Origin of the sequence: Nonomuraea sp. NPDC049714 (assembly GCF_044465295.1) — a bacterium.
Taxonomy (GTDB): Bacteria; Actinomycetota; Actinomycetes; order Streptosporangiales; family Streptosporangiaceae; genus Nonomuraea.
In genome coordinates this window covers 602,665-627,130 of sequence record NZ_JBITLM010000003.1, presented here as the reverse complement: position 1 = coordinate 627,130, position 24,466 = coordinate 602,665, and the positions used below count along the sequence as shown (strand labels likewise).

The window sequence follows — 24,466 nt, the reverse complement described above, 5'->3', positions numbered from 1 at the left end:
CAGGCCGTTAGCGAAGCACTTCGACCTGCGCGCCGCCCCAGTCCCACCGCCGGTGGGGAGGGGCATTTTTTATGTCCTTAAGTGAGTAGCCACGCAAGGAACGAGCCGATGACCGAACGGATGACAGGTGCACAGGCCCTGGTCAGGGCGCTGGAGCACGTGGGAGTCGACACCGTTTTCGGGATCCCGGGCGGTGCCATCCTGCCCGCCTACGATCCCCTTTACGACTCGGCCAAGGTCCGGCACGTGCTTGTACGGCACGAGCAGGGTGCGGGGCACGCGGCCGAGGGGTACGCCCAGGCGACCGGCCGGGTCGGGGTGTGCATGGCGACCAGTGGCCCCGGCGCCACCAACCTGGTCACTCCCATCGCCGACGCCTACATGGACTCGGTCCCGATGGTGGCGATCACCGGGCAGGTCGCCAGCGCGGCCATCGGCACCGACGCCTTCCAGGAAGCCGACATCTCCGGCATCACCATGCCGATCACCAAGCACAACTTCCTGGTCATCGATCCCGACGACATCCCCCGCACGATCATGGAGGCGTTCCACATCGCCTCCACCGGCCGCCCCGGCCCCGTGCTCGTGGACATCGCCAAGGACGCGCTGCAGAAGGAGACCACGTTCGTCTGGCCGCCCACGATGCAGCTGCCGGGCTACCGGCCGGTGACCCGGCCGCACTCCAAGCAGATCCGCGAGGCGGCCAAGCTGATCGCCGAGGCCCGGCGCCCGGTGCTCTACGTCGGCGGCGGCGTGCACAAGGCGGGCGCCTCTGCGGACCTGCTGACGCTCGCCGAGCTGACCCAGATCCCGGTCGTCACCACGCTGATGGCGCGCGGCACCTTCCCCGACAGTCACCCCCAGCACATGGGCATGCCCGGCATGCACGGCTCGGTCTCCGCGGTCGGCGCGCTGCAGCAGTCGGACCTGCTCATCGGCCTGGGCGTCCGCTTCGACGACCGCGTGACCGGCCAGCTGTCCTCCTTCGCGCCGTACGCCAAGATCGTGCACGCGGACATCGACCCGGCGGAGATCTCCAAGAACCGTCACGCCGACGTGCCGATCGTGGGCGACTGCAAGGACGTCATCCGCGACCTGATCGGCGCCGTCGAGACCTCCGGCCAGAAGGGCGACTACACCGAGTGGTGGACCACCCTCAACGGCTACAAGGAGACCTACCCGCTGGGTTACGAGGAGTTCGAGGACGGCTCCCTGGCTCCGCAGTACGTCATGCAGCGGCTGAGCGCGATCGCCGGGCCGGACGCCTACTACGTGGCGGGGGTCGGCCAGCACCAGATGTGGGCCGCCCAGTTCATCGAGCACGAGCGGCCGGGCGCGTTCATCAACTCGGGCGGCGCCGGCACGATGGGCTTCGCCGTCCCCGCGGCGATGGGCGCCAAGATGGGGCAGCCCGACGCGGTCGTGTGGGCCGTCGACGGCGACGGCTGCTTCCAGATGACCAACCAGGAGCTCGCCACCTGCGCCCTGGAGGGGGTGCCGATCAAGATCGCCGTCATCAACAACGGTAATCTCGGCATGGTCCGTCAGTGGCAGACCCTCTTCTACGACAAGCGTTACTCCAACACGAACCTGCAGGCGACGCGCCGCATCCCGGACTTCGTCAAGCTCGCGGAGGCCTATGGTTGTGTTGGCCTGCGATGCGAGCGCCCCGAGGACGTGGACGCGACCATCAAGAAGGCCATGGAGATCAACGATGTGCCGGTGGTGGTCGACTTCGTCGTCCACCAGGACGCGATGGTCTGGCCCATGGTCGCGGCCGGGACGAGCAACGACGACATCCAGATCGCCCGTGACATGGCGCCTAAGTGGGAGAACGAAGAATGAGCAGGCACACGCTCTCTGTGCTCGTGGAGAACAAGCCGGGTGTCCTGGCCCGGGTGTCGGCCCTGTTCAGCCGGCGGGGCTTCAACATCGACTCGCTGGCCGTCGGGCCCACCGAGCACGACGACATCTCCCGCATGACGATCGTGGTCAGCGTCGAGGAGCTTCCGCTCGAACAGGTCACCAAGCAGCTCAACAAGCTGGTGAACGTCCTCAAGATCGTCGAGCTGGACACCTCGCACGCCGTGCAACGGGAGCTCATGCTGATCAAGGTGAAGGCCGACGCCGACAACCGGTCGAGCGTGCTGGAGCTCGTGCAGCTCTTCCGCGCCCGCTGCATCGACGTGGCGGCCGACGCCGTGACCATCGAGGTCACCGGCACCACGGACAAGCTCGAGGCGTTCGTCAAGATCCTCGAGCCGTTCGGCATCAAGGAGCTCGTCCAGTCGGGCATGGTGGCCATCGGCCGCGGAGCCCGTTCCATCACTGACCGGTCCCTCAGGGCACTGGACCGTACCGCCTGAAAGGTTTCAGCAAGTGACCGAGATTTTCTACGACGACCAGGCCGACCTGTCGATCATCCAGGGACGTCGGGTGGCCGTGCTGGGGTACGGCAGCCAGGGCCACGCCCACGCGCTCTCCCTGCGTGACTCCGGCGTGGACGTGCGCGTCGGGCTGCCCGAGGGCTCCAAGAGCCGCGAGAAGGCCGAGAACGACGGCCTGCGCGTGCTCACGCCCGCCGAGGCGGTGAAGGAGGCCGACGTCACCATGATCCTGGCGCCGGACCACATCCAGCGCCACCTCTACGCCGAGCACGTCGCGCCCCACCTCAAGCAGGGCGACGCGCTGTTCTTCGGCCACGGCCTCAACATCCGCTACGGCCTCATCGAGGCCCCCGAGGGCGTCGACGTCTGCATGGTCGCCCCCAAGGGCCCCGGCCACCTCGTCCGCCGCCAGTTCGAGGCGGGCCGCGGCGTGCCGGTGCTGGTGGCCGTCGAGAAGGACGCCTCCGGCAAGGCCCTCGACCTCGCGCTGTCCTACGCCAAGGGCATCGGCGGCACCCGCGCCGGCGCGCTGAAGACGACCTTCACCGAGGAGACCGAGACCGACCTGTTCGGTGAGCAGGCCGTGCTGTGCGGTGGCGTCTCCGAGCTCATCAAGGCGGGCTTCGAGACCCTCATCGAGGCCGGCTACCAGCCGGAGGTCGCCTACTTCGAGTGCCTGCACGAGATGAAGCTCATCGTCGACCTCATGTACGAGGGCGGCATCTCGAAGATGTACTGGTCGGTGTCCGACACCGCCGAGTACGGCGGCTACACCCGCGGCCCGCGCGTCATCAACGACGAGACCCGTCAGGAGATGCGGCGCATCCTGGGCGAGATCCAGGACGGCACCTTCGCCCGGCAGCTGGTCGAGGAGTTCGACGGCGGCCAGAAGGAGTTCTCGAAGTACCGCGAGGAGCTTGAGGAGAACCCGATCGAGAAGACGGGCGCCACGCTGCGCCCGATGATGAGCTGGCTCAAGGCGTAACACCGAGTCCGGGCGGCGGCGGGGCGGCGAACCTCGCTCGCCGCCGCCCCGCCCCTCCGCGCGGACACCCCTCCGCGCGGACACCCCTCCGCGCGGACACCCCTCCGCGCGGACGCGCAGAGCCCCCAGGCGCGCAGAGGCCCCCAGACGCGCGGACACGGGCTCTGCAGGACGCCGGGCGTCAACCTCCGGCACGCGTGCGGTGAGGCCGCGTGGCAGAGCGTCTCCCTTTCCCGTGGTGCCCCGTCCAGCGGTGCGAACGGCCGTTAGCCGAACACCGCGGACGGGTGGAAGAACACCAGCCCGGCCACCACGAGGATGCGCATCGCGTCGAGCTCCGGGCTTCCCGCCGAGCATGCCCCGATCTGTATATCCATGCGCCGTTTTCAACTGACATGCACCAGTTTGAGGCAATGAAGCGCTTGCGCCATGGTCGCGAACGGGTAATGAAGGGCAAGAGCACCTCCCAGTCGGGCGCATCTATGCGTCAAGTAGGGCGATCTTCGGCACTGCTTCCCCCATGTAGCGTGTCCTCCCAGGTCAAGAGTGAAAATGCGCGAGTTTGTGGAAAGAAGGCCCAGGGCAGATCTTCTTCCGATAGCTACGGAGAGTAGTCGGTCGGTAACAAGGAGACACAGTATGTACAGAAAAGGGCTCATCCTCGCCGGGCTCGTCGGTGGGATGGTCATGTTCGGCGGCTCCGCGCTAGCTGCGATGCCCAGCACCTCCCAGGCGGAGACGGCCCCATGGCCGCAGGCCGACGACCCGGACTACGACAACAGAGTCATCATCTGCGGTGACGAGAACATCGTCTCGAAGGAAGCCGTCGACAAGAGCACGAGGGGCGTCCTCGTCCTGCAGACCGGCGACATCCTGAGCCAGATCCTCGGCATCAAGAGCAAAGACTCGAAGTGCGTGATCAGCTAAAGCTCACCCTCAGTGGCTGAGAAGCGTGACCTGGGGCCCGCCTGTACGGCGGGCCCCTCCACGTTGCTCGGCCTCGTGTCCAAAGGCCGCCGCACGTTGTGGCGCCCTCCACCAGCATGAAGTACGCGGCACGCGTGCGCCGCTCTGTGCAGCCCCTCGGCGGCGGCGATGCGGAAGAACTCCGTCTGAACAGCGACCCGCCGTCTCGGCGAACCGGCGGCTGCTGGAGACCGACCCGGGAGCGCCGACCGCGGCCAAGCCTCCCAGGCGGGACCCTACGACCCGTATCCCGCGCTCAGGTCAGGGCAGGTCGCCTGCGGCGAGGTGACCCCGTGACACCACGGCGACGATGTTCGCCACGGACAGGTCCTCGATCCGCTCCCACGGGCGGCCGCGCAGCACGACGAAGTCCGCCCCGAGGCCGGGCGCGATGCGCCCCACCGGCACGCCGATGGCGTCGGCGGCGTCGGAGGTGGCCGCGCGCAGCGCCGCCTGGGCGTCCAGGCCCAGGACCTCGGCCATGTAGACGACCTCGGCGCACTGGTCGCCGAAGCGCACGTGGAAGCCGTTGGCGTCGGTCCCCAGCACGAACCGGACCCCCAGCCGCGCGGCCTCGGCGAACAGCCGGTCCCGCTCGGCCACCAGCTCGGCGGCCTTTTCCATGGCGTCCGGAGGCACCGGGACCCGGCCCTCCGCGATGACCCTGCTGATCAGCAGCGTCGGGGCCACCGGAGTGCGACGGCCGGCGAGGGTCTCGGCCAGGTCCGCGCTCATGAGCGTGCCGTGCTCGATGGAGTCGACGCCCTCCTCGACGGCGACGCGGATGCCGTCCTCGGAGTGGGCGTGCGCGGCGACGAGCATGCCGAGCGCGTGCGCCTCGTCGACGATGGCCCCGATCTCCGCGCGCGTGTGGTTGCGCCAGGCGTGGCGGTCGCCGATCGACAGCACGCCGCCGCTCGTGGTGATCTTGATCCCGTGGAGGCCTGCCCTGGCCCAGGTACGCACCAGCTTGCGGCACTCGTCGGGGCCGTCGGCGGTCGGCTTGCGCAGCGGGTGCGCCGGCGGCACGAACAGGTCGCCGTGCCCGGCGGTCATCCCCACCATGCCGTGCACCCTGATCCGCGGGCCGGACAGCAGCCCCGCGTCGAAGGCGCGGGCCAGCGCTACCTGCGCCTCGTCGCCGGCCATGTCGCGCAGGGTCGTCACACCGTGCCGCAGGGCGCGCTGGGCGTGCGCGGCGCCGTGCAGCACCTGCTCCTCCCGGGTGGTGACCAGCGGCCAGGTGCTGAAGTCGGATCGGCCGTCGCCGGCGTCGCCGATCAGGTGGACGTGCGTGTCGACCAGGCCGGGGATGACGCAGAGGTCGTCGTGCCGCCGCTCGGCAGGCCGCAGGCCGATGATCCGGTCGGGCTCCCAGGTGAGCTCGACCGGGCCGCGAGGTTCTGTGCCGTCCCAGAGTGGGATTCCGTCAAGTCTCATATCAAGGGACGACGCTACCGGACAGGCCCCTGACCAGCGTGGATATCCGGTCTCGCGCGGCGGGGGCGATGCGGGTCCGCTGGCGATCCGGTGCGTGGCCGTACCTGAGAGCATGCGGGCCCGGCCACGGTCCGTTGCGGGGGGATTCGCGGCCGGGCCCGCCGGAGGGGAGCGGCGCGGGCGTGCGGTGGGAACCGGCACGGGTGGGGCCGGTGTGCCCGCGTGCTCCCTGGCTTCAGTGCGAGGCGAAGACCTGGGTCCAGTGTGGACCCGTTGAGTGCTGGCCGACCCCTATGTGAGTGAACTTGCAGTTCATGATGTTCGCCCGGTGGCCCGGACTGTTGAGCCAGCCCTGGACCACGGAGGCGGCGGTGCGCTGCCCCATGGCGATGTTCTCGCCCCAGGTCCGGACCGGGGCGAAGCCGGCGGCTTGGATGCGGTCGCCGGCGGAGCTGCCGTTCTTGGCGGTGTGGTCGAAGTAGCGCTTGGCCGCCATGTCCGCCGAGTGCCTGTCGGCGGCGGTGCGCAGCTTGGCGTCGTGGGTGAGCGGCCGGCAGCCGCCCGCCGCCCTGGCCTTGTTGGTGAGCCTGACGACCTCGGTCTCGGCGCTCGAAGCACCGGCTGTGCGGGTGGTGGCGGTACGGGTGGCGCCCGTGCGGGTGGAGGACGGCTTCTCGCAGGACAGCAGGACGCTGTCCGAGGTGTTCTCCTCGCCCTGATCGTCGAGGGCGACGACCTGGTAGCGGCGCGGGGTGTCAGAGCAGGGGAGCGTGGCCGTGATCCGGCCGTTGGTGAGCTGCCGCGAGCCGCTCTTGAGCGTGCGCTCCGGGCCGGCGACGACCTGCTGGACCCGCACCCTGAGCAGGGCCTTCTGAACGCAGCCGGCCCGGGAGGCGGTGCCCCTGATCGTGCCCGAGGCGTCGATGGAAGGTTCGGCGGCATGCACGCGGCAGGCCTGGGCCGAGCCGCCCTGCGAGCCCTCCAGCGACGTCTCCGGTGCGCCGCCCGCCGCGTGCGCCGCGGTGGGGGGAGCCGAGATGGAGCTCAATGCCGCCAGACTGCCGATGCAGGCCAGCGCCTGGAGCCGTCTGCGCATTTCGTCCTCCGGTTGAGGCCTAGACACTTGCGTCGATCCCGCATTCTGGTGCCCAATCGTCGCCTTTGTCACGAAAAACGCCGATATATCTGGAGCTCCATGTGTCTCAATCGTAACAAATGTAGCGTCTGCCTCGGTAAACCTTTCGGAAGATCTATGCGTCTAAGGCCCAAAAAAGCGGGCACGCCGCGTGGAGAACCACACGGCGCGCCCCCTCGACGGCTCTCCGGCTAACACTGCACCGGCTTGAGCCAGGAGCACTCGAGGTCCCCCGGCTGCTCGGCGGATGCGCGCTTCCGGTTGACGGTGTCGTCCACCGCGGCCGCCCTGGTGAACTGCGCCAGGCGGATCGCGATCTTGTCCTCGATGTCCTTGGGCGAGCCCGACAGATACTGGTTCAGCATGATGGAGAAGACCAGCGGCTCCCCGTCGGCGCTGGTGACGTAGCCCGACAGCGCCGTGACGCCGGTCAGCGAGCCCGTCTTGGCCCGCACGTTGTCCGCCGCCGCCGTGTCACGCATCCGGCTGCGCAGCGTGCCGCCCACGAAGCGGTCCGGGTTGCCCGCGATCGGCAGCGAGTCGTACCAGGTCGTGAACCACGGCTTGCCGCGCACCACGGTCAGCAGCTGCGCGATCGAGGCGGGCGTGAAGCCGTCGCGGCGCGACAGCCCCGAGCCGTCACGCATGTTCAGCACCTCGACGCCGTTGGCCTTGGCGAAGTCGGTGCTCGCCTTGAGCCCGGCGGCCCAGGTGCCCTGGCCCGCGACCTTGCGGCCCATCGCCTTGGTGAGGATCTCGGCGTGGATGTTGTTGCTCAGCTTCATGAACGGCACCAGCAGCTCGCTCAGCGGCATCGACTCGCGCGCCGCCAGCTGACTCGCGCCCTCCGGGGCCGCGCCGCTCACCGTCCTGCCGAGCACCTTCACGCCGTGCGCGGCCAGCGCCTCACGGAACAGCGAGGCGGCGTACGCGGTCGGGTCGTCCACGGCCACCCACTCGGAGTACGTGGACGCCACCGTGCCGCTGATGACCACCGTCCTGGTGCCGTGCCGCCGCTCGATGAGCACGTCGTTCGACGCGCCCACCGTCGCCTTGTTGACGATCTCGAGGTAGTCGCTCTCCGGCGTGGTCGACACCTTGACCTTGCCGCCGTCGGCCGCGACCGACACGATCATCGAGCCGGCGTCGTAGTCACGGTCGGGCGAGGCGGTCAGGGCGGAGATCGGGGCCGCGTAGTAGGCGGTCTCGTCGTCCCACGCCCAGTCCTGGCCGAGGCGTACCGAGTCGAACCAGGTGTCGTCGGCGACCAGCTTGCCGGTCACCACCTTGACGCCCGCCTTCGCCACCTCGGCGGCCAGCGCGTCGTAGTCCCCGGCGAGCATCGTCGGGTCGCCGGTGCCGCGCAGCACCAGGTCGCCCCGGACCACGGAGCCGGCCTTGCGCCCGGTGTGCAGCACGGTGGTGGCGAAGCGGTAGTCGAGGCCGAGCGTCTCGGCGGCCGCCGCCGAGGTGAACAGCTTGGTGTTGGAGGCGGGGAGCATGAGCTTGCCGGCGTCGGTCGCGTACAGCTCCTCGCCGGACTCTGCGTTCCTGACGACCACGCCCGCCCTGGCGATGGTCAGGCGCGGGTCGGCGAGGATCTGGTTGAGGTCCTGGGCCAGGTCGGCGACGCCCGGCGAGGGGTCGAGCGCGATGGCGGGGGAGGAGGGGCCGGACGACCACGCGAGGGCCGCGACGAGCGCGCCCACGACGAGGGATGCTGAGGTGCGCCGCATGGGATCTCCAAGGGGGATGTGACTGGGGTCGCCTGGATCATCGAGCAGCGCAGACGCCCTGTAATCCGCAAATATCCGTATCTTTCAGTGCGACGGCAGGCCCGAACTGACCAGGAAGCCGCAGTCGCCGAAGGAGACCTCGTCGCCCGACTTGACCCTGGCGGGCCCGACCAGCCGCCAGCCGTTCAGCCGGGTGCCGTTGAGCGAGCCCAGGTCGACCAGCGTCCACCCGCCGTCGTCGTCCTCGCGCCGCAGCTCGGCGTGGACCCGGGAGACCGTCAGATCCGCCAGTACGAGGTCGCAGGCGGACCCGCGACCGACCACGTAGCGCCTGCGATCGTCGTCGGGCAGGGCCAGCCGCGGCAGCCGGGGCCTGCGCCAGGCCGCCTGGAGGTTGGTGGTGAAGTCGGAGGCGGCGGAGACCACGCCGGTCAGCATGCCGGTCACCCGCTGGCGGAACGTCGCGCGGCGCGGCAGGTCGGCGACGAGCGCGTCGAGCTCCTGCTGGTTACGGGCGCGCAGCGCCTGGTCGACGCGTCCCACGAAGGTGTCGTGGGAGATCCGGCCCTCGACCGCGCGGTCACGGAGCTCACCGATCGCACGGTCACGCTCACCGTCGGAGGCGCGGAACGGCGGGTGCGTCGAGCTCATCTCCCGAGTATCGGCCTGAAGAGCGTTCCGTGTCCAGAATACGCGGATCTGGCGCCAGGAGCGGCGTCGGCGGCCGGACCGGTCACACGGGCTCGTCCGATGACGGACCGGCGGCCGGCGTAGGGATCGTCAGCCGGTACTTCAAGGTCATCAGCACCGACAGCAGGATGATCAGCGCGGGGACCGCGGTCTGACCGATGAGGACCGCTGTCACCGCGCTGTCCGGCTGCGCCACCGGTGTGTCCGGCTCCGAGGAGATGAAGCCGCCGATCGACAGGATGGTCCCGAAGACCAGCGCGCCGAAGGCGCTGACCCCGCTCTCGATCGCCGTCCACAAGCCGGTGAACACCCCGGCCCGCCGCTTGCCCGTCGTCTGGGCGTCGACGGCGATCACGTCCGCCAGCATCGAGAACTGCAGCAGCTGCACCCCGGCGATCCCGGTCCCGACCAGCAGGATCATCACGTGGGCGTACCAACCGCCGAAGATCGGCGTGGCCAGGGCCGCCGCCGTGCCGCCGCTGAACATCAGCGCGGCCAGGATCATCGCCCCGCGCTTGTCGAACCGCTTGGACAGCCACACCCACAGCGGCATCGTCAGCAGCATCGGGCCGACCAGCGCGGCGAAGAGCGTCGTGACGGCTCTGGGGTCACCGATCGTGTAGGTGGCGAAGTAGGGCGCGGCGGCGAGCATCATGGCGACCGCCAGTTGCTGGGTGCAGGCCAGCACCAGCAGCCAGACGAACGCCGGGTTGCTCCTGGCGGAGGCGAACTGGGCGCGCAGCCCACCGTTGTCCGCCTGGGGCGCGCCGGTCATCGGGGCGCGGGCCGTACCGAAGAAGGCGCCGAACATGGAGGCCGCCAGGATGACGGCGATCACCACCGCCATCAGGCGGTAGCTGCCCAGCGTGCCGTTGTCGCCCTCGCTGTTGACGAGCGCCGGGGCCGCGATGCCGCTGATCGCGGTGGCCGCGCCGATGAAGATCATCCGCCACTGCAGGAGCGAGGTCCGCTCGTGGTAGTCGCCGGTCATCTCGGCGGGCATCGTCTTGTACGGCACCTCGAACAGGGCGTATGCCGTGGCGGCGGCCAGGAAGCAGGCGCCCACGTACAGGGCGGCGGGGGTGCCGGTCAGCGGCGGGCCGGCGAACACCAGGAAGAACGCGATCGGCAGGGTCGCCGCGCCGGCCAGCATCCACGGGCGTCTGGGGCCCATCCGTGACACCGTCCGGTCGGACCAGCGGCCCACCAGCGGGTTGATCACCAGGTCCCAGACCTTGGGCGCGGTCACGACCACCCCGGCCAGCCACGCGGGCACGGCCAGGAAGTTGGTCATGTAGTAGAGCAGGAGCAGACCGGGAACGGCGCCGAAGGTCGCGGTGCAGAAGGAGCCGACGCCGTAGCCTAGGCGCACGCCTCTGGACACGGGGGACGAGGTCGCGGCCGGTGCGGTCATTGGCTCATTCAAGCTGACCAAGGGCTTGTTCGGTAAGCCCCAAAAATAGTCAGTCGCTCACGTTCGCGCAGACGACGTGCGCGCCGATTTCGATCATCCGGCGCTCACTGCGCGAATCCGCCACCCTGGCCATGAGGATCGGCGCCCCGCTCGCCGCGAACTGCGGCAGCCTGGCCCGAGCCCCGCGATGCAGGTCGCGCACCACGTCCTCGGCCGCCGACATGTGCACCTTCACGTGCAGCATGATCCCGGTCGCGCCCGAGGCCGTGCGGGCCTCGGAGATCCACACGTGGTGCACCAGCGGGAAGTCCATGAGCAACTGCGCGATCGCCTGCCGAAGGGCGGGCAGGATCGGATGCGTGCACCGCCGGTAGCCGGGGTCCACCTGCTGCATGGGACCTGACAGGTGCGGGCGCGGCGCCGGGATCCAGGGCATCGGCGGCGCCTCGGGGGACGGCGGCGCCACCTGGGCGAGCGAGCCTCCCCGCGAGATCGTCGCCATCGCCCCCGTCGCGTAGGCGGCGGGGACGGCCCCGGACATGACCGGCGTCGGTCCCGTACGGGTGGATGTGAGGAAACGCTGGAGATCCTCGATGGGAACGGCGGCCGCGGCGGGACCCGCGGCGTCGATCACGATCTCTCGCACGCCGGTGACGCGCTGGATGTCCAGGACGGTGTCGGGGTCGCACGCCGACAGGGAATGGCCGCCACGGTGACGGGCATACGTCACCGTGCTGGTGTACCCGAGAAGCACTCGGTCACCGGCCTGTGTCGTCCCGAGGACGACTGATCGGTCTGGTCGCACGGCCACCAGGACTCCACCGTCAGCGAGAGCCGCCAGCAGACGGTGCGGACCGCCATGCTGGGCGAGCACGTCGGCAAGCGCAGGGTTCCCGATGCTCATATGACGAACCATAGGTAGTTGGCCACGGCTTAGCAGGTTAATGGCGAATAAATCTCCCGATCAAGACAAAGACGGGAGCAGTGTGGATGAGTTTGCCCTGAAGGGGTAACCGGCGTCTCAGATGCTGGGTCCTTCGTGAATGCGTTCACAAGCCTGGATAGACTCTGTGGGACCGGAGGGGCCCGTCGCCGTGTCCCTCACACTCGCCGCACGCTCGAAGGATTCACACTCGTGAACAAGCCCGTCGTTCTGGTCGCAGAGGAGCTGTCCGAAGCCGGCCTCGCCGTGCTCGGCGCCGATTTCGAGGTCCGCCACACCGACGGCGCCGACCGTTCTCAGCTGCTGCCCGCGCTCGCCGGCGTGGACGCGCTGATCGTCCGCTCCGCCACCCAGGTGGACGCCGAGGCCCTGGCCGCCGCGCCCAAGCTGCGCGTCGTCGCCCGCGCCGGTGTCGGTCTCGACAACGTGGACGTCGAGGCGGCCACCAAGGCCGGCGTCATGGTGGTCAACGCGCCCACGTCCAACATCACCAGCGCCGCCGAGCAGACCATCGCGCTCATTCTGGCCAGCGCCCGCAACACCGCGCAGGCCCACGCCGCCCTGAAGAACGGCGAGTGGAAGCGGTCCAAGTACACCGGTGTCGAGCTCGACGAGAAGGTCGTCGGCATCCTCGGCCTCGGCAAGATCGGCCAGCTGGTGGCCCAGCGGCTGCAGCCGTTCGGCGTCGAGCTGATCGCCTACGACCCCTACCTGCCGCCGGCCCGCGCCGCGCAGATGGGCGTCAAGCTGCTCAGCCTCGAAGAGGTGCTCAAGCAGGCCGACTTCATCACCGTGCACCTGCCCAAGTCCAAGGAGACCCTCGGGCTCATCGGCGACAAGGAGCTGCACGAGGTCAAGCCCTCGGTGCGGATCATCAACGTGGCCCGCGGCGGCATCGTCGACGAGGGCGCCCTCTACTCCGCGATCAAGGAAGGCCGCGTCGCCGGCGCCGGCCTGGACGTGTTCGCCAAGGAGCCCTGCACCGACAGCCCGCTGTTCGAGCTGGACCAGGTCGTCGCCACCCCGCACCTCGGCGCTTCCACGCACGAGGCCCAGGAGAAGGCCGGCACCCAGGTCGCCAGGAGCGTGAAGCTGGCGCTCGCGGGCGAGTTCGTGCCCGACGCCGTCAACGTCCAGGGCGGCGCCGTGGCCGAGGACGTCAAGCCGGGCCTGCCGCTGGCCGAGAAGCTGGGGCGGGTCTTCACCGCGCTGGCCGGCGAGGTCGCCACCAAGCTCGACGTCGAGGTGCGCGGCGAGATCGCCGCGCACGACGTGCGGGTGCTGGAGCTGGCCGCGCTCAAGGGCGTCTTCACCGACGTGGTGGAGGACTCCGTCACGTACGTCAACGCGCCGCTGCTGGCCAAGGACAGGGGCGTCACCGTCGAGCTGGTCACCAGCTCCGACAGCCCCGACTGGCGTAACGTCATCACCGTGCGCGGCGTCCTGGCCGACGGCCGGCAGGTCTCGGTGTCCGGCACGCTGTCCGGCCCCCGGCAGATCACGAAGATCGTCGAGGTGAACGGCTACGAGATGGAGATCGAGCCGACCGCCCACCTGTCGTTCTTCACCTACACCGACCGTCCCGGGGTCGTCGGCGTGGTCGGCAGGATCCTCGGCGAGAGGAGCATCAACATCGCCTCCATGCAGGTGTCCCGCGACGTCAAGGGCGGCAAGGCGCTCATGGCGCTGACCGTCGACTCGGCCATCCCGGCCGACGTGCTGGAGCAGATCGGCGCGGAGATCGGCGCCGAGACCGGCCGCTCGGTGGACCTCGAGGACTGATCCGGCGCGACGGCGGCCGATTGTCTCAGGATGCGAGATAGTAGGACATCCAACGAGACAGGTCGGCCGCCGCCAGGTAATCTGACGAACGATGCGCCAGGTTCTCGTACTCATTACCTGCCGCGGCGGGGCCTGTTAGGGCAGGTCGGCGACCCGTCGCGGTGAGCGGCGTCCTGTCGGCCGGTAAGTCCCCTCCGGGTGGTCCGTGATCCGGACCCCGAGAGCAGGCCCGGTCGGATTCGCGACCGGGATCCGACTGCATGTTCCCGACGCCTCGCGAAATGAGCTGAACACATGTACGAGATGTATCCCTGGAATCGCGCCGACGAGCACGAGGACGAGGCGGCCCAGGCGCTGCAGATGGCGCTGGACCGCCGCGACAACGGCGGCGCCCCTCAGAACTCCAGCCGGTAGAACGCCGCCGCCTTCGCCATCCCGGGCACCGCCTTCATCAGGCGGGTCGCCACGCGAAAGCCCACCGGCAGCCCGGGGTCCGTCATGTCGAGCGCGCTCAGCATGGTCGTGCAGCGGAGCCGCGGATGGATGGACAGCAGATCCTGCGGTCCGTCGATGGCCCAGTGCATCTTCGCGTGCGCCTGGCGTACCGGCTTGTTGAGGACCTGCAGCCGCAGGCCCAGCCGGCCCAGGGCGTCGAAGACGAGCTCCCCTCCGGCGAACCGGTCCACGATCCGCCGGACGAGCTCCCGGCCGAGGGTCGCGTCGAGGTAGTAGAACAGGCCCTCGGCGATCACGAGCACCTGCCGGCCGTCGGCCGGCACCTGGTCCAGCCAGGCCAGGTCGGTGACCGACGAGCCGATCGTCGTGTAGCCGGGCCGCTCCGGGAACAGGCGCCGGCGCAGGTCGACGACCTCCGGGTAGTCGACGTCGTACCAGTCGACGCCGGGCGGCGGGTCCAGCCGGTGCACGCGGGTGTCCAGCCCGCAGCCCAGATGCAGCACGACGGCGTCGGGGTGGGCGGTCAGGAACTCGGCGGCCCACCCGTCGAGGAAGCGGGCCCGGTACGCGACCGAGGCGGCGCTGCGCCGGGTGATGCCGGTTCTGGCGAAGTCGTGGTCGATCCGCTCGACCACCTGGGCGGCCAGCGTGTCGCCCAGGATCGGATGGGGTGAGCGGGCGTCCAGGGCCCTGCCGTACAAGGTGGCGAGAAGGGTGGCCTTCTCCTCGGTGAGATGAACTCGCTCGGCTGCCATACGCGCCACGCTACGCTGGTCGAGTGGGATGACATGTCCGAATCGTGAGATCGAGTGTTCGTCAGCCGAGACGAACGGGTAGGGTACCGCCCATGGAGTCGCGCAATATTCGTCTGGCCGTCATCCCCGGTGATGGCATCGGCACCGAGGTCGTGGCCGAAGGTCTCAAGGTCCTCGAAGCGGTCGGGACCAAGATCGAAGCCACCCATTACGACCTGGGCGCCGCCCGCTATCACCGCACCGGTGAGACGCTGCCCGACGCCGTTCTCCAGGAACTGCGCGGTTATGACGCGATCCTGCTCGGCGCCGTTGGCGACCCCAGCGTGCCGCCGGGCATCCTGGAGCGCGACCTGCTGCTGCGCATCCGCTTCGAGTTCGACCACTACGTCAACCTGCGCCCGGTCAAGCTCCTCCCCGGTGTCGAGACGCCCCTCGCCGACACCCCTGCGGAGGACATCGACATGATCGTCGTCCGCGAGGGCACCGAGGGCCTCTACGCCGGCACCGGTGGCGTCATGCGGCGCGGCACCCCGTACGAGATCGCCACCCAGGAGTCGCTCAACACCGCCCACGGCGTCGAGCGCGTGGTGCGCTACGCCTTCGACAAGGCGATGTCGCGCCCCCGCAAGAAGCTGACCCTGGTCCACAAGACCAACGTGCTGGCCTACGCCGGCGACCTCTGGCAGCGCACCGTCAACCGGGTGGCCGAAGAGTTCCCCGAGGTCACCACCGACTACAGCCACATCGACGCCGCCTCGATGTTCTTCGTCAGCCAGCCCGAGCGGTTCGACGTCGTCGTCACCGACAACCTGTTCGGCGACATCATCACCGACCTGGGCGCCGCCATCGCCGGCGGCATCGGCCTGGCCGCCAGCGGCAACATCAACCCCGAGCGCACCGCGCCCAGCATGTTCGAGCCGGTGCACGGCAGCGCGCCCGACATCGCCGGGCAGGGCAAGGCCGACCCGACCGCCACCATCCTGTCGGTCGCCATGCTCCTCGATCACCTGGGCCTGGCCGCCGAGGCCGCCAAGGTGGAGCAGGCCGTCGCCGACGACATCGTCGAGCGCCTGGCCGGCTGGACCGGTCGCACCACCCACGAGATCGGCGACGACATCGCCGCGCGAGTATCGAGCTAGGGCCGCCCAAGCTCAGCAAGCGCCTGGCGGTCCGTGAGCGGACCTGCCAGGCGCTTTTGCGCGTCTAAAAGGTCAAATCACCCATCCAGCCCTTGCCATCCCAAATGACGAGACAATAGGAAGTACGGGCTGCCCCTTCGGCAGTGCCGGCCGGAATCAGAGAGAAGGACCGTCGTCATGACCATCGCTCAGAAGCTCAGCTTCGACGTGCAGCTATCCGACCACGCTCGCACCGCGGCCGAGCGGGAGCAGGTAATGGCGAGCCCCGTGTTCGGCCAGGTCTTCACCGACCACATGATCACCATCGACTACACCGAGGGCGAGGGCTGGCACGACGCGCGCCTGCGGCCCTACGGCCCGCTCTCGCTCGACCCCGCCACCTCGGTCTTCCACTACGCCCAGGAGCTGTTCGAGGGTCTCAAGGCCTACCGTCAGATCAACGGCTCCATCGTCGCCTTCCGCCCGTACGCCAACGCCGCCCGCTTCAACCGGTCGGCCGTCCGCATGGCCATGCCCGAGCTGCCCGAGGAGACCTTCGTCGAGTCGCTCGACCTCCTCGTCCGCACCGAGCAGGACTGGGTGCCCACCACCGAGGGCCACAGCCTCTACCTGCGGCCCTTCATCATCGCCACCCAGGTCGGCCTCGGCGTCAACTACCCGTCGCGGACCTACACCTACCTGGTCATCGCCTCGCCCACGGCCTCGTACTTCACCGGCGGCATCAAGCCCGTCTCCGTCTGGCTGTCCACCGAGTACACCCGCGCCGCCCCCGGCGGCACCGGCGCGGCCAAGTGCGGTGGCAACTACGCCGCGGCCTTCGTCGCCCAGCGCCAGGCCGTCGAGCAGGGCTGCGACCAGGTGGTCTGGCTGGACGCGCACGAGCACCGCTACGTCGAGGAGATGGGCGGGATGAACCTGTTCTTCGTCTTCGGCGACAAGCTCGTCACCCCCGCGCTGACGGGTACCCTGCTGCCCGGCATCACCCGCGACTCCATCCTCGCCCTGGCCGCCGACCTGGGCCTGGAGACGGAGGAGCGGCTCATCAGCGTCGACGAGTGGCAGGCCGGCTGCGAGTCGGGCGAGCTCACGGAGGTGTTCGCCTGCGGCACGGCCGCGGTCGTCACCCCGGTCGGCTCGGTCAAGGGCGCCGACCGCTCCTGGACCATCGCCGACGGCGCACCGGGCGCGGTCACCATGCGCGTGCGCGAGGAGCTGGTCGGCATCCAGTACGGAGCCCGCCCGGACACTCACAACTGGATCCACAAGATCGTCTAGTGGTACGGGACGCCGGGCGGCAAGGCCCAAGCCGCCCGGCGCCTCCACCCACTGCCCGATCCGTGGGCGGCCGTCGACGCCCGCCCTCGCCGCCCGTCCGCTGACACGTCCGTGCGGATTGCCGTGTTCGCCGGCCCGGCAATACGATCAGTCATAGATCGACTGCGAACAGTGAGGGCGATGGCGTGATCAGGCCTGTGGAAGAGCGTTACCGTACGGTCCGCGAGCTGTTTCCCGAGCTCCGGATCGAGGTGTTCGGCGGCCGTGTCGTGGTGAACGACACCGGCACCTGGCAGCACAACACGATCCTGGCGCAGGCGCTCTTCCAGCTCATGCCCGTGGCCGCCGAGCGCGGGTGGGAGGTGTGGCCCAACATCACGGTCTTCCTCGGCGACGAGGCCGACCGCTACGTGCCGGACCTGACGGTCGTGCCGCCGGCCCCGGTGATGGAGTCCGACGAGGCGGTGCGCGGCGACAGCACCCTGCTCATCGTGGACGTGGTGGCAGCCGGGAACGCCTACGACGACCACGTCGTCAAGCCGATGGGCTACGCCCCCGCCGGAGTCCCTCTCTACCTGGTGATCGACCCGTGCCAGCGCATCGTCAAGCTGCACAGCGAGCCGGGGCCGGACGGCTACGCCAAGGAGACGGTCGAGCCGGTGGGCGCCCCGCTGACGCTGCCGGACCCGTGGAACCACCCGCTCGACACCGGCAGGCTGCTGTGCGTCTGACCGTCCCCGCCAGGCCGCCCCGACCCTGACGGCGATCGCAGGTCATGCCGGCGTGTCCCCGACCGGGCACGGGCTGGCGGACGCCGGCGTGGCGCACTCACGTACGGCCTGCGGGTCCGGCTCCCCGTCGAGGGGGAGAGGGATCCCCGTGGCGGGGGAGGCGACGCCCGGGGCGAATGCCGAGACTCGGGCGTATGCCGAGAATGTCGCTGGCCGCGGTCTGCTGGCTGGCCGCCTACTGTGCCGTGCACGTCTGGTGGGCGGTGGCCGGTGCGCCGGTGTTCGCCTCCTTCGGCGAGTCGTTCATCCCCGGGCGATGGCCCCCGGTCGCGCTGTCCGCCCTGGCGATGCTCGCCTGCCTGCTCATGGCGCGACCCCGCGCCGCACCTCGCGCCGCACCCCGGGCTGCACCCCGCGCCGCACCTCGCGCCCTGCATCCGTGGCCGGCGGTGGGGCTCGGCTGGGTGGCGGGCGTCGGGATGATCGCGTACTCCTTCATGTTCGCGCTGGACATCGTCGGCATGCTGTTCGCGAACCCGCTCGACCGGGTCGGCTTCCTGATCCGGGGCGCCGGGGTGGCGGGCGGTGTGCTGACCCTGCTGTGCGCGATCGCGGCGCAGCGCCGCGCCCGCAGGGCCTGTCCGCGGTGCGGGCGCGTCCACGGGCGCACCCCCGAGCGCCGTACGGACCCCTCCCCGGCCTGGGCGCTCCTCGCGGCGTACGCGGCGGTGGCAGGTTGCTCGGCCCGGCTCGTGGCGCAGGTCGGCGAGTGGCCGTGGGACGTGACCGAGCCCGCCGTCGTCGTCTTCCTCGTGCTGTACGCCGCGGCCGGCACGCTGCTGCCGCTAGCGCTGGTCCACCGGTGGGGGCGGATCTGGCCGCGCTGGGTGCCGCCGCTGGCCGGGCGGGAGGTGCCCAGGTGGCTGGTGCTGGTGCCCGCGTTCCTGGTGGGCGGGGGTCTGGCGGGGTACTTCGGTGTCGTGGGCCTCACCGAGACTCTCAACGGCGGCCTCGGTGAGGACCTGGGCTGGGCCCTGGCGGTGATCTCCGGCTACACGGTGTGGGGCACCGGTCTGCTCGTCGCGGCGACCTCGTACGTCATCATGACCAAGCCGCCGTGTCCGGATTTTTCCTGATCATGGTGAGGCCGTCCGCGAGCGGCAGGATGACCGCGGTGACCCGGGGGTCCTCCGCCACCAGGTCGTTGAATTCGCGCATCCGCACCGTAGAGGCGTCGTGGCGGTCCGGGTCGGCCACATGGCCGGTCCACAGCGTGTTGTCCACCATGAGCAGCCCGCCGGGCCGCAGCTTGCCGACCAGCAGCTCGTAGTAGGCCGGGTAGCCGGTCTTGTCGGCGTCCAGGAAGGCCAGGTCGATAGGCTCGTCGAAGGCGCTGAGCGTGTCCTGGGCGGGCCCCAGCGTGAGCGTGACGCGGTCGGCCAGCCCGGCCTTGTGCCAGTAGCGCCGCGCGATGGACGTCCACTCCTCGCTCACGTCGAAACAGTGCAGCGTGCCGCCCGACAGACCACGCGCGATGCACACCGACGAGTAGCCGGTGAACGTGCCCACCTCCACCGCCACCCGCGGCGCGACCAGCTGAGTGATCATGGTGAGGAAGGTGCCCTGATCGGCGGAGATCTGCATCTCGGCGCTCTCCCCGGTGGCCGCCGCCGTCTCGGCCGCGAGCTCCTCCAGCAGCGGATCGGGCCGGGTGGAGTGATCGAGGATGTAACGGGCCACGGACTGAGTGAGAACGTACGCCTTCATGAGGCCATTGTGTGCCAAGTGACCATCGGGCACACCCGCTGCGTGGCAGGACTCCGTGCGTAGATGACCGGGTAACTCCTGGTGTTCCTGGGTCCGGTAAGGTCGCGGCGATAATCGGGCAAGGGGCGGGGCGGGATGAAGAAGAGGATGGCGGCCATCGGGGTCGCCTGCGCGGTGCTGGTCGTGCTCGCTGTGGTGACGTTCTCCGAGCCCGGGCGGTCGTCGCCGGGCGAGGTCCGGCTGACGCGCCAGCCGGACGGATCCATGGTGCTGGCCGACCGGGGGAGCAAGGCCCCGGTGCTCGACGTGTACGAGGACTTCGACTGTCCCGTCTGCAAGGACATGCACGCGCGGGTGGACCCGACGATCGAGCGGCTGGCCAGGGCGGGGAAGCTCAAGGTGGTCTTCCACTCGGTGACGATCTTCCGGGACGAGCCGATGCGGTCCAACTCCATCCGCGCCGCCGCGGCGGCCCGCTGCATGCCCGAGGCGAACTGGCTGGCCTTCAGGAACGAGCTGTACGCCATCCAGCCGGCGCCGCACGGTGTGGCGTCGGGCTTCACCGTGACGGAGCTGGCGGCGGCGGCCAGGAAGGCCGGGGCCCCGGCGGCCGAGCAGTGCGTGACCGCGCAGTCGTACGCCGAGACGCACCTGGCGGAGAGCGCGAAGATCCGGATCGAGGGGACGCCCACGCTCGTGCTCAACGGTCGGATGCTGGGCCAGGAGGCGTTCGACCCGGCCGCGCTGGAGCGGGCCGTCACGGGTGGCGACGGAGTCACGGTATGACCAAGAGGCAGTCCAGGGAATGAGACCGATGTGCCAGACGGCCGGTGACTGTGGCAGACTCGCAAGCACCATGTTCTACGGTCTGCTCATTATCGGCAGGCGCGCTGGCTAACGCAGGGACACCGCCAGCGCGCAGACCTCTCACGTCCGTGAGGGGTCTTTTTGTTTTCGTGAAGTCGAAAAGAAAGAAGAACCATGGCCGACGACCGCTTCCACGTCTATGACACGACGCTGCGTGACGGAGCACAGCAGGAGGGGCTCAACCTCACCGTCGCTGACAAGCTCGCCGTCGCGCGCCATCTGGACGGGCTGGGCGTCGGTTTCATCGAAGGGGGCTGGCCGGGCGCCAACCCCAAGGACACAGAGTTCTTCAGGCGGGCTCAAACAGAGCTCGACCTGAAGCACGCGCAACTGGCCGCGTTCGGTGCGACCCGCCGAGCCGGTGTGAAGGCAGCCGACGACCCGTTGGTGGCCGCGTTGCGCGAATCCGGCGCGCCGGTCGTGACCCTTGTCGCCAAGAGTCACGACCGGCACGTGGAGCTGGCCCTCCGCACGACTCTCCAGGAGAACCTCGCGATGATCCGCGACACGGTCTCTCACCTTCGTGCGGAGGGACAGCGAGTCTTCCTCGACGCCGAGCACTTCTTCGACGGTTATCAGTCCAATCCAGCCTACGCTCTGGAAGTCATCCGGACCGCCGCCGAGGCGGGCGCCGACGTCATCGCGCTCTGTGACACCAACGGCGGCATGCTGCCCGAGGAGCTGGCCGAGATCGTGTCCAGGGCCGCAGAGACCAGCGTCCGGGTCGGCATCCACTGCCACGACGACACCGGCTGCGCGGTGGCCAACACGCTGGCCGCGGTCAAGGCGGGCGCGACCCACGTCCAGGGCTGCGCCAACGGCTACGGCGAGCGCTCCGGCAACGCCAACCTCTTCACCGTGGTCGCCAACCTGCAGCTCAAGCGCGGCTTCGACCTCGTCCCGCAGGAGTCGCTGGCCGACATGACCCGCATCGCGCACGCGATCACCGAGGTCACCAACGTCACCCCCAACTCCCACGCCCCCTACGTCGGCGCCTCGGCGTTCGCGCACAAGGCCGGCCTGCACGCCAGCGCCATCAAGGTGGACCCCAACCTCTACCAGCACATCGACCCGGCCGCCGTCGGCAACGACATGCGCATGCTGGTCTCCGACATGGCCGGCCGCGCGTCGGTCGAGCTCAAGGGCCGCGAGCTGGGCTACGAGCTCGACGCGGCCAACACCAAGGCGCTGGTCGCGCGGGTCAAGGACCTGGAGTCCAAGGGGTTCACGTTCGAGGCCGCGGACGCCTCGTTCGAGCTGCTGCTGCGTGACACCGTCCACGGCGAGCGCAGGCGGCACTTCGAGGTCGAGTCCTGGCGCGTCATCGTCGAGCACACCAAGGGCGGCGAGCTCGTCAGCGAGGCCACGGTCAAGCTCCACGCCAAGGGCGAGCGGATCGTCGCCACCGGTGAGGGCAACGGCCCGGTCAACGCCCTGGACAAGGCGGTGCGGCTGGCGCTGGAGCGGCTCTACCCGGAGCTGGCCAGGGTGGAGCTCGTCGACTACAAGGTCCGCATCCTGGAGGGCACCCACGGCACCGGCGCCATCACCCGGGTGCTCATCACCTCCAGCGACGACACGACCGAGTGGGCCACGGTCGGCGTCGCCGAGAACATCATCGACGCCTCGTGGCAGGCGCTTGAGCAGGCGGTCACGTACGGCCTGCTCAGGGCCGGCCACGAGCCGTCCTAGCGGCCGCTAACCGACGGGATCCGGCGCGAGCTGGGAGCGACGGCGGCCGAGCAGGCTGTCGACCGCCCAGGCGCCGGGTCCGAGGACGGCGATCAGCAGGAAGGCCCAGCAGTACATCGCGGCCAGCTCGCCGCCGTTGCGCAGCGGGAGCAGGTGGACGGGCTGGTGCACGACGAAGTACGCGTACGCCATCGTGCCGGAGGACAGTATGGCCGCGGCCCTGGTGAACAGGCCGCTCAGCACGAGCAGGCCGCACACGAGCTGGATGAGCGCGGCCCACCAGCCCGGCCAGGCGGCGAACTCGATGGCCTGCCCGGTGCCCCTGTTGCCGCCCAGCACGCCGAACAGGGACGTCACGCCGTGCAGCGCGAACAGAAACCCGGTCACGACGCGGAACAGCGCGAGCACCGGCTGCCCGATCCGGTCAAGATGGCGCATGGGGCCTCACCTTTTTCCGTGGGGAATGAAGATGAGGCCAAGGGTGCGGGCCTTTTCCGGCCACCGTCAATGACCATTGAATTCAGTAATGCGAATAATGAGTCTGACGTGGGTGTTTACCGATGAAAATACCGGTAGGTAAATTTCAGAGGAGGCCGGCCGGGAAGCTCACGCCGTTGACGGTGACCTTCCCGCCGGAGCAGGACACCTTGGGCGAGTCGGTGCCCGGGACGATGATCGTGAGCAACGACCTGGCGGCGGGGGAGACCACCACGTTGGTGGGCTGCTTGGACAGATAGGTCGGCGACATCCATCCCTGCTTGCCGCCGCGCTGCACCTTCTGTCCGCCCACCGGCTTGCAGGAGGCCAGCTGCACCAGTGTGACGTCGAACTTGCCGTCGCGGAGCACGACCCGGCCGGCCCGGTTGGACACCAGCTTGAGCGCGTCGTCGAACCGCCACAGGTTCTTGATCTTCTTGCCGCCCGAGGCGGTGTCGAGCACCGCCATCACGTCCTCGTCGTGGTGCACGAGCACGGACCTGGTGCGGGTGACGCCATAGGCCTTGTCGGTCAGCCGGAACGCCTGGCTGCCGGAGCCGTACTTCGTCTTGACGAGCTTGCTCGACGTGCGCGGCCTGAACCGCTCACCCACGACGGTGGGCACGTTGTGCGCCTCGGGGGAGAGCGTCCAGTAACGGTAGGAGGTCTTCTCGTAGGAGTGGAACCCGGCGTCGACCAGGATGTCGCGGCCGTGCGCGTAGTAGGTGACGCCCAGGTGGTCCTCGTGCCCGTGGTACTTCATGCCGGGGCCGAAGCGGATGGAGTAGTAGGCCGACTCCGGCTTGCCCCAGGCGGTCCGCCCGTAGACGTAGCCCGCCTTGTACGCCTTGACCTTCTGCTTCGGCGTGCCGGTCTCCATCTTGGGCTCGGTCTCCGCGCTGCCGTCGCCGAGGGGCACCATGTAGCCGTTGGGCTGGGTGGAGTGGGCGATGAAGTCCTTGAGCGCGTCGGCGCGCTTGCTGATCTCGCCCGGCACCTTGCGTCCGCAGGAGCGCATGTTGGCCATCGCGACCTGCAGCCGGCCGTAGACGTAGACCGCGTAGCGCGGCGCCTGCTCCATGAGCGCGCCCTGGGAGTCGACGTCCAGCTTGACCGTGCCGGTCAGCCGCTTGGAAGCCAGCCCCGACCAGTCCTTACGGCCATAGCGGCAGCCGATGGCCATGAGCGCGATGTCCTGGTCGATGCCGTGGTTGTGGCCCTTCTTGTAGAGCCTGGCGTCCGACAGCAGCTTGGCGTGGTCGGCCAGGCTCTGCTTGAGCCAGTCGTCCTTGACGTGCATGCTCAGGCACACCAGCGCCTGGCTCCGCAGTGAGACCGGGTGGTCCTTCCAGACGTAGGCCTTGGTGCCGCGCGCGCCGCGCTTGTTGTGCGTCACCCAGTCCTTGGTGATCTCCCTGGCCCGCTCCAGATAGCGCTGCTCGCCGCTGTTCTCGTATTCGACGACGAGTGTGCCCATCCAGCGCAGCGACTGGAAGACGTACTCCCAGGAGCGGTTGCGGTGCGGGCTCGCGGCCCAGTCGATCTTCTTGCCGAGCTTGTACGAGGGCAGGCCCACCAGGGAGATCTCGCCGCGCATCACGTCGTCGGCCGTGGGGGTGCCGGGCAGCCAGTCGCCCTGGCACTGGGTGGTGCGCTTGGCCGGCTGCTTGATCGGCGCCGACACACTGCCCTGGGCCTGAGCGGGGATCGCCGTCCCGCTCAGGAGGAGCGTCAGGGCAAGGGGGATCGCGAGGCGGCGCACGCCAGATTCCTTCCGGGCCGAAAAGGTGGGGAATTGGCACATGCTGGCCGAATCCCTATCCCAAGGT

At 69.5% G+C, this 24,466-nt stretch carries 21 protein-coding genes; 11 read left to right on the top strand and 10 right to left on the bottom strand.

All coding sequences use genetic code 11. The annotated features are described in order from the left end of the window. Positions 1-108: 108 nt before the first annotated feature. The 4 genes from ACIBQX_RS16270 to ACIBQX_RS16255 all read left to right on the top strand — a co-directional run bounded on the left by ACIBQX_RS16270 (position 109) and on the right by ACIBQX_RS16255 (position 4,299). Positions 109-1,845 (top strand): acetolactate synthase large subunit, encoded by a 1,737-nt coding sequence (locus ACIBQX_RS16270; RefSeq protein WP_397005033.1) that lies wholly within the window; start codon positions 109-111, stop codon positions 1,843-1,845. After that, positions 1,842-2,366, top strand: a complete 525-nt coding sequence (gene ilvN / locus ACIBQX_RS16265; protein WP_397005031.1) for an acetolactate synthase small subunit — start codon at positions 1,842-1,844, stop codon at positions 2,364-2,366. The genes ACIBQX_RS16270 and ilvN overlap by 4 nt, the downstream gene beginning before the upstream one ends. A 22-nt stretch (positions 2,367-2,388) precedes the next feature. Then, the gene (ilvC, locus tag ACIBQX_RS16260; protein ID WP_397005443.1) at positions 2,389-3,372 is read left to right on the top strand and encodes a ketol-acid reductoisomerase; all 984 of its coding nucleotides are present in this window, start codon (positions 2,389-2,391) and stop codon (positions 3,370-3,372) included. A 639-nt stretch (positions 3,373-4,011) separates the two neighbouring features. Next, the gene (locus ACIBQX_RS16255) at positions 4,012-4,299 is read left to right on the top strand and encodes a hypothetical protein (protein WP_397005029.1); all 288 of its coding nucleotides are present in this window, start codon (positions 4,012-4,014) and stop codon (positions 4,297-4,299) included. Between the two features lie 300 nt (positions 4,300-4,599). Here the strand turns inward: ACIBQX_RS16255 and ACIBQX_RS16250 are convergent, their stop codons facing one another. From ACIBQX_RS16250 to ACIBQX_RS16225, 6 genes are all read right to left on the bottom strand, one after another. After that, the gene (locus ACIBQX_RS16250) at positions 4,600-5,778 is read right to left on the bottom strand and encodes an amidohydrolase family protein (RefSeq protein ID WP_397005027.1); all 1,179 of its coding nucleotides are present in this window, start codon (positions 5,776-5,778) and stop codon (positions 4,600-4,602) included. 235 nt (positions 5,779-6,013) lie between these two features. Further along, a complete protein-coding gene (locus ACIBQX_RS16245; RefSeq protein ID WP_397005025.1) occupies positions 6,014-6,874 on the bottom strand; it encodes a CAP domain-containing protein in 861 nt (286 codons plus the stop codon). Between the two features lie 230 nt (positions 6,875-7,104). Next, the gene (dacB, locus tag ACIBQX_RS16240; RefSeq protein ID WP_397005023.1) at positions 7,105-8,649 is read right to left on the bottom strand and encodes a D-alanyl-D-alanine carboxypeptidase/D-alanyl-D-alanine-endopeptidase; all 1,545 of its coding nucleotides are present in this window, start codon (positions 8,647-8,649) and stop codon (positions 7,105-7,107) included. Positions 8,650-8,733: 84 nt separating this feature from the next. Then, entirely contained in the window at positions 8,734-9,300 is a 567-nt protein-coding gene (locus ACIBQX_RS16235) for an FHA domain-containing protein (protein WP_397005021.1), read from the bottom strand. Positions 9,301-9,382: 82 nt separating this feature from the next. After that, on the bottom strand, positions 9,383-10,753 hold the full coding sequence (locus ACIBQX_RS16230; protein ID WP_397005019.1) for an MFS transporter: 1,371 nt from the start codon (positions 10,751-10,753) through the stop codon (positions 9,383-9,385). A gap of 49 nt (positions 10,754-10,802) precedes the next feature. After that, on the bottom strand, positions 10,803-11,657 hold the full coding sequence (locus tag ACIBQX_RS16225; RefSeq protein ID WP_397005017.1) for a hypothetical protein: 855 nt from the start codon (positions 11,655-11,657) through the stop codon (positions 10,803-10,805). A 231-nt stretch (positions 11,658-11,888) separates the two neighbouring features. Here ACIBQX_RS16225 and serA point away from each other — a divergent pair, with 231 nt between their 5' ends. Continuing rightward, entirely contained in the window at positions 11,889-13,478 is a 1,590-nt protein-coding gene (serA, locus tag ACIBQX_RS16220) for a phosphoglycerate dehydrogenase (RefSeq protein WP_397005015.1), read from the top strand. A gap of 395 nt (positions 13,479-13,873) precedes the next feature. Here serA and ACIBQX_RS16215 read toward each other — a convergent pair whose 3' ends face one another. Further along, positions 13,874-14,689 carry a class I SAM-dependent methyltransferase gene (locus tag ACIBQX_RS16215; protein WP_397005013.1) on the bottom strand — a complete coding sequence of 272 codons (816 nt, stop codon included), beginning with the start codon at positions 14,687-14,689 and terminating at the stop codon, positions 13,874-13,876. 92 nt (positions 14,690-14,781) lie between these two features. Here ACIBQX_RS16215 and ACIBQX_RS16210 point away from each other — a divergent pair, with 92 nt between their 5' ends. The 4 genes from ACIBQX_RS16210 (at position 14,782) to ACIBQX_RS16195 (ending at position 18,970) form a co-directional block, all read left to right on the top strand. Continuing rightward, positions 14,782-15,828, top strand: a complete 1,047-nt coding sequence (locus ACIBQX_RS16210; RefSeq protein ID WP_397005011.1) for a 3-isopropylmalate dehydrogenase — start codon at positions 14,782-14,784, stop codon at positions 15,826-15,828. A 177-nt stretch (positions 15,829-16,005) separates the two neighbouring features. Beyond that, the gene (locus tag ACIBQX_RS16205; RefSeq protein WP_397005009.1) at positions 16,006-17,103 is read left to right on the top strand and encodes a branched-chain amino acid aminotransferase; all 1,098 of its coding nucleotides are present in this window, start codon (positions 16,006-16,008) and stop codon (positions 17,101-17,103) included. A 185-nt stretch (positions 17,104-17,288) separates the two neighbouring features. After that, on the top strand, positions 17,289-17,834 hold the full coding sequence (locus ACIBQX_RS16200) for a Uma2 family endonuclease (RefSeq protein ID WP_397005007.1): 546 nt from the start codon (positions 17,289-17,291) through the stop codon (positions 17,832-17,834). Between the two features lie 194 nt (positions 17,835-18,028). Then, the gene (locus ACIBQX_RS16195) at positions 18,029-18,970 is read left to right on the top strand and encodes a hypothetical protein (protein WP_397005005.1); all 942 of its coding nucleotides are present in this window, start codon (positions 18,029-18,031) and stop codon (positions 18,968-18,970) included. Here the strand turns inward: ACIBQX_RS16195 and ACIBQX_RS16190 are convergent. Then, positions 18,936-19,601 (bottom strand): O-methyltransferase, encoded by a 666-nt coding sequence (locus ACIBQX_RS16190; RefSeq protein WP_397005003.1) that lies wholly within the window; start codon positions 19,599-19,601, stop codon positions 18,936-18,938. The genes ACIBQX_RS16195 and ACIBQX_RS16190 overlap by 35 nt on opposite strands. A 135-nt stretch (positions 19,602-19,736) precedes the next feature. Between ACIBQX_RS16190 and ACIBQX_RS16185 the strand changes: the two genes are divergently transcribed. Next, positions 19,737-20,387, top strand: coding sequence for a DsbA family protein (locus ACIBQX_RS16185; protein ID WP_397005001.1), 651 nt, complete (start codon positions 19,737-19,739; stop codon positions 20,385-20,387). Between the two features lie 195 nt (positions 20,388-20,582). After that, on the top strand, positions 20,583-22,160 hold the full coding sequence (gene cimA, locus ACIBQX_RS16180) for a citramalate synthase (RefSeq protein WP_397004999.1): 1,578 nt from the start codon (positions 20,583-20,585) through the stop codon (positions 22,158-22,160). 6 nt (positions 22,161-22,166) lie between these two features. On the opposite strand, the gene ACIBQX_RS16175 is transcribed toward cimA, so the two are convergent. Together ACIBQX_RS16175 and ACIBQX_RS16170 are read right to left on the bottom strand one after the other, a co-directional pair. Then, complete coding sequence (locus ACIBQX_RS16175; RefSeq protein WP_397004997.1) at positions 22,167-22,598, bottom strand: DoxX family protein; 432 nt, start codon at positions 22,596-22,598, stop codon at positions 22,167-22,169. A gap of 145 nt (positions 22,599-22,743) precedes the next feature. Further along, positions 22,744-24,399, bottom strand: coding sequence for a heparinase II/III family protein (locus tag ACIBQX_RS16170; RefSeq protein ID WP_397004995.1), 1,656 nt, complete (start codon positions 24,397-24,399; stop codon positions 22,744-22,746). Positions 24,400-24,466: the final 67 nt, after the last annotated feature.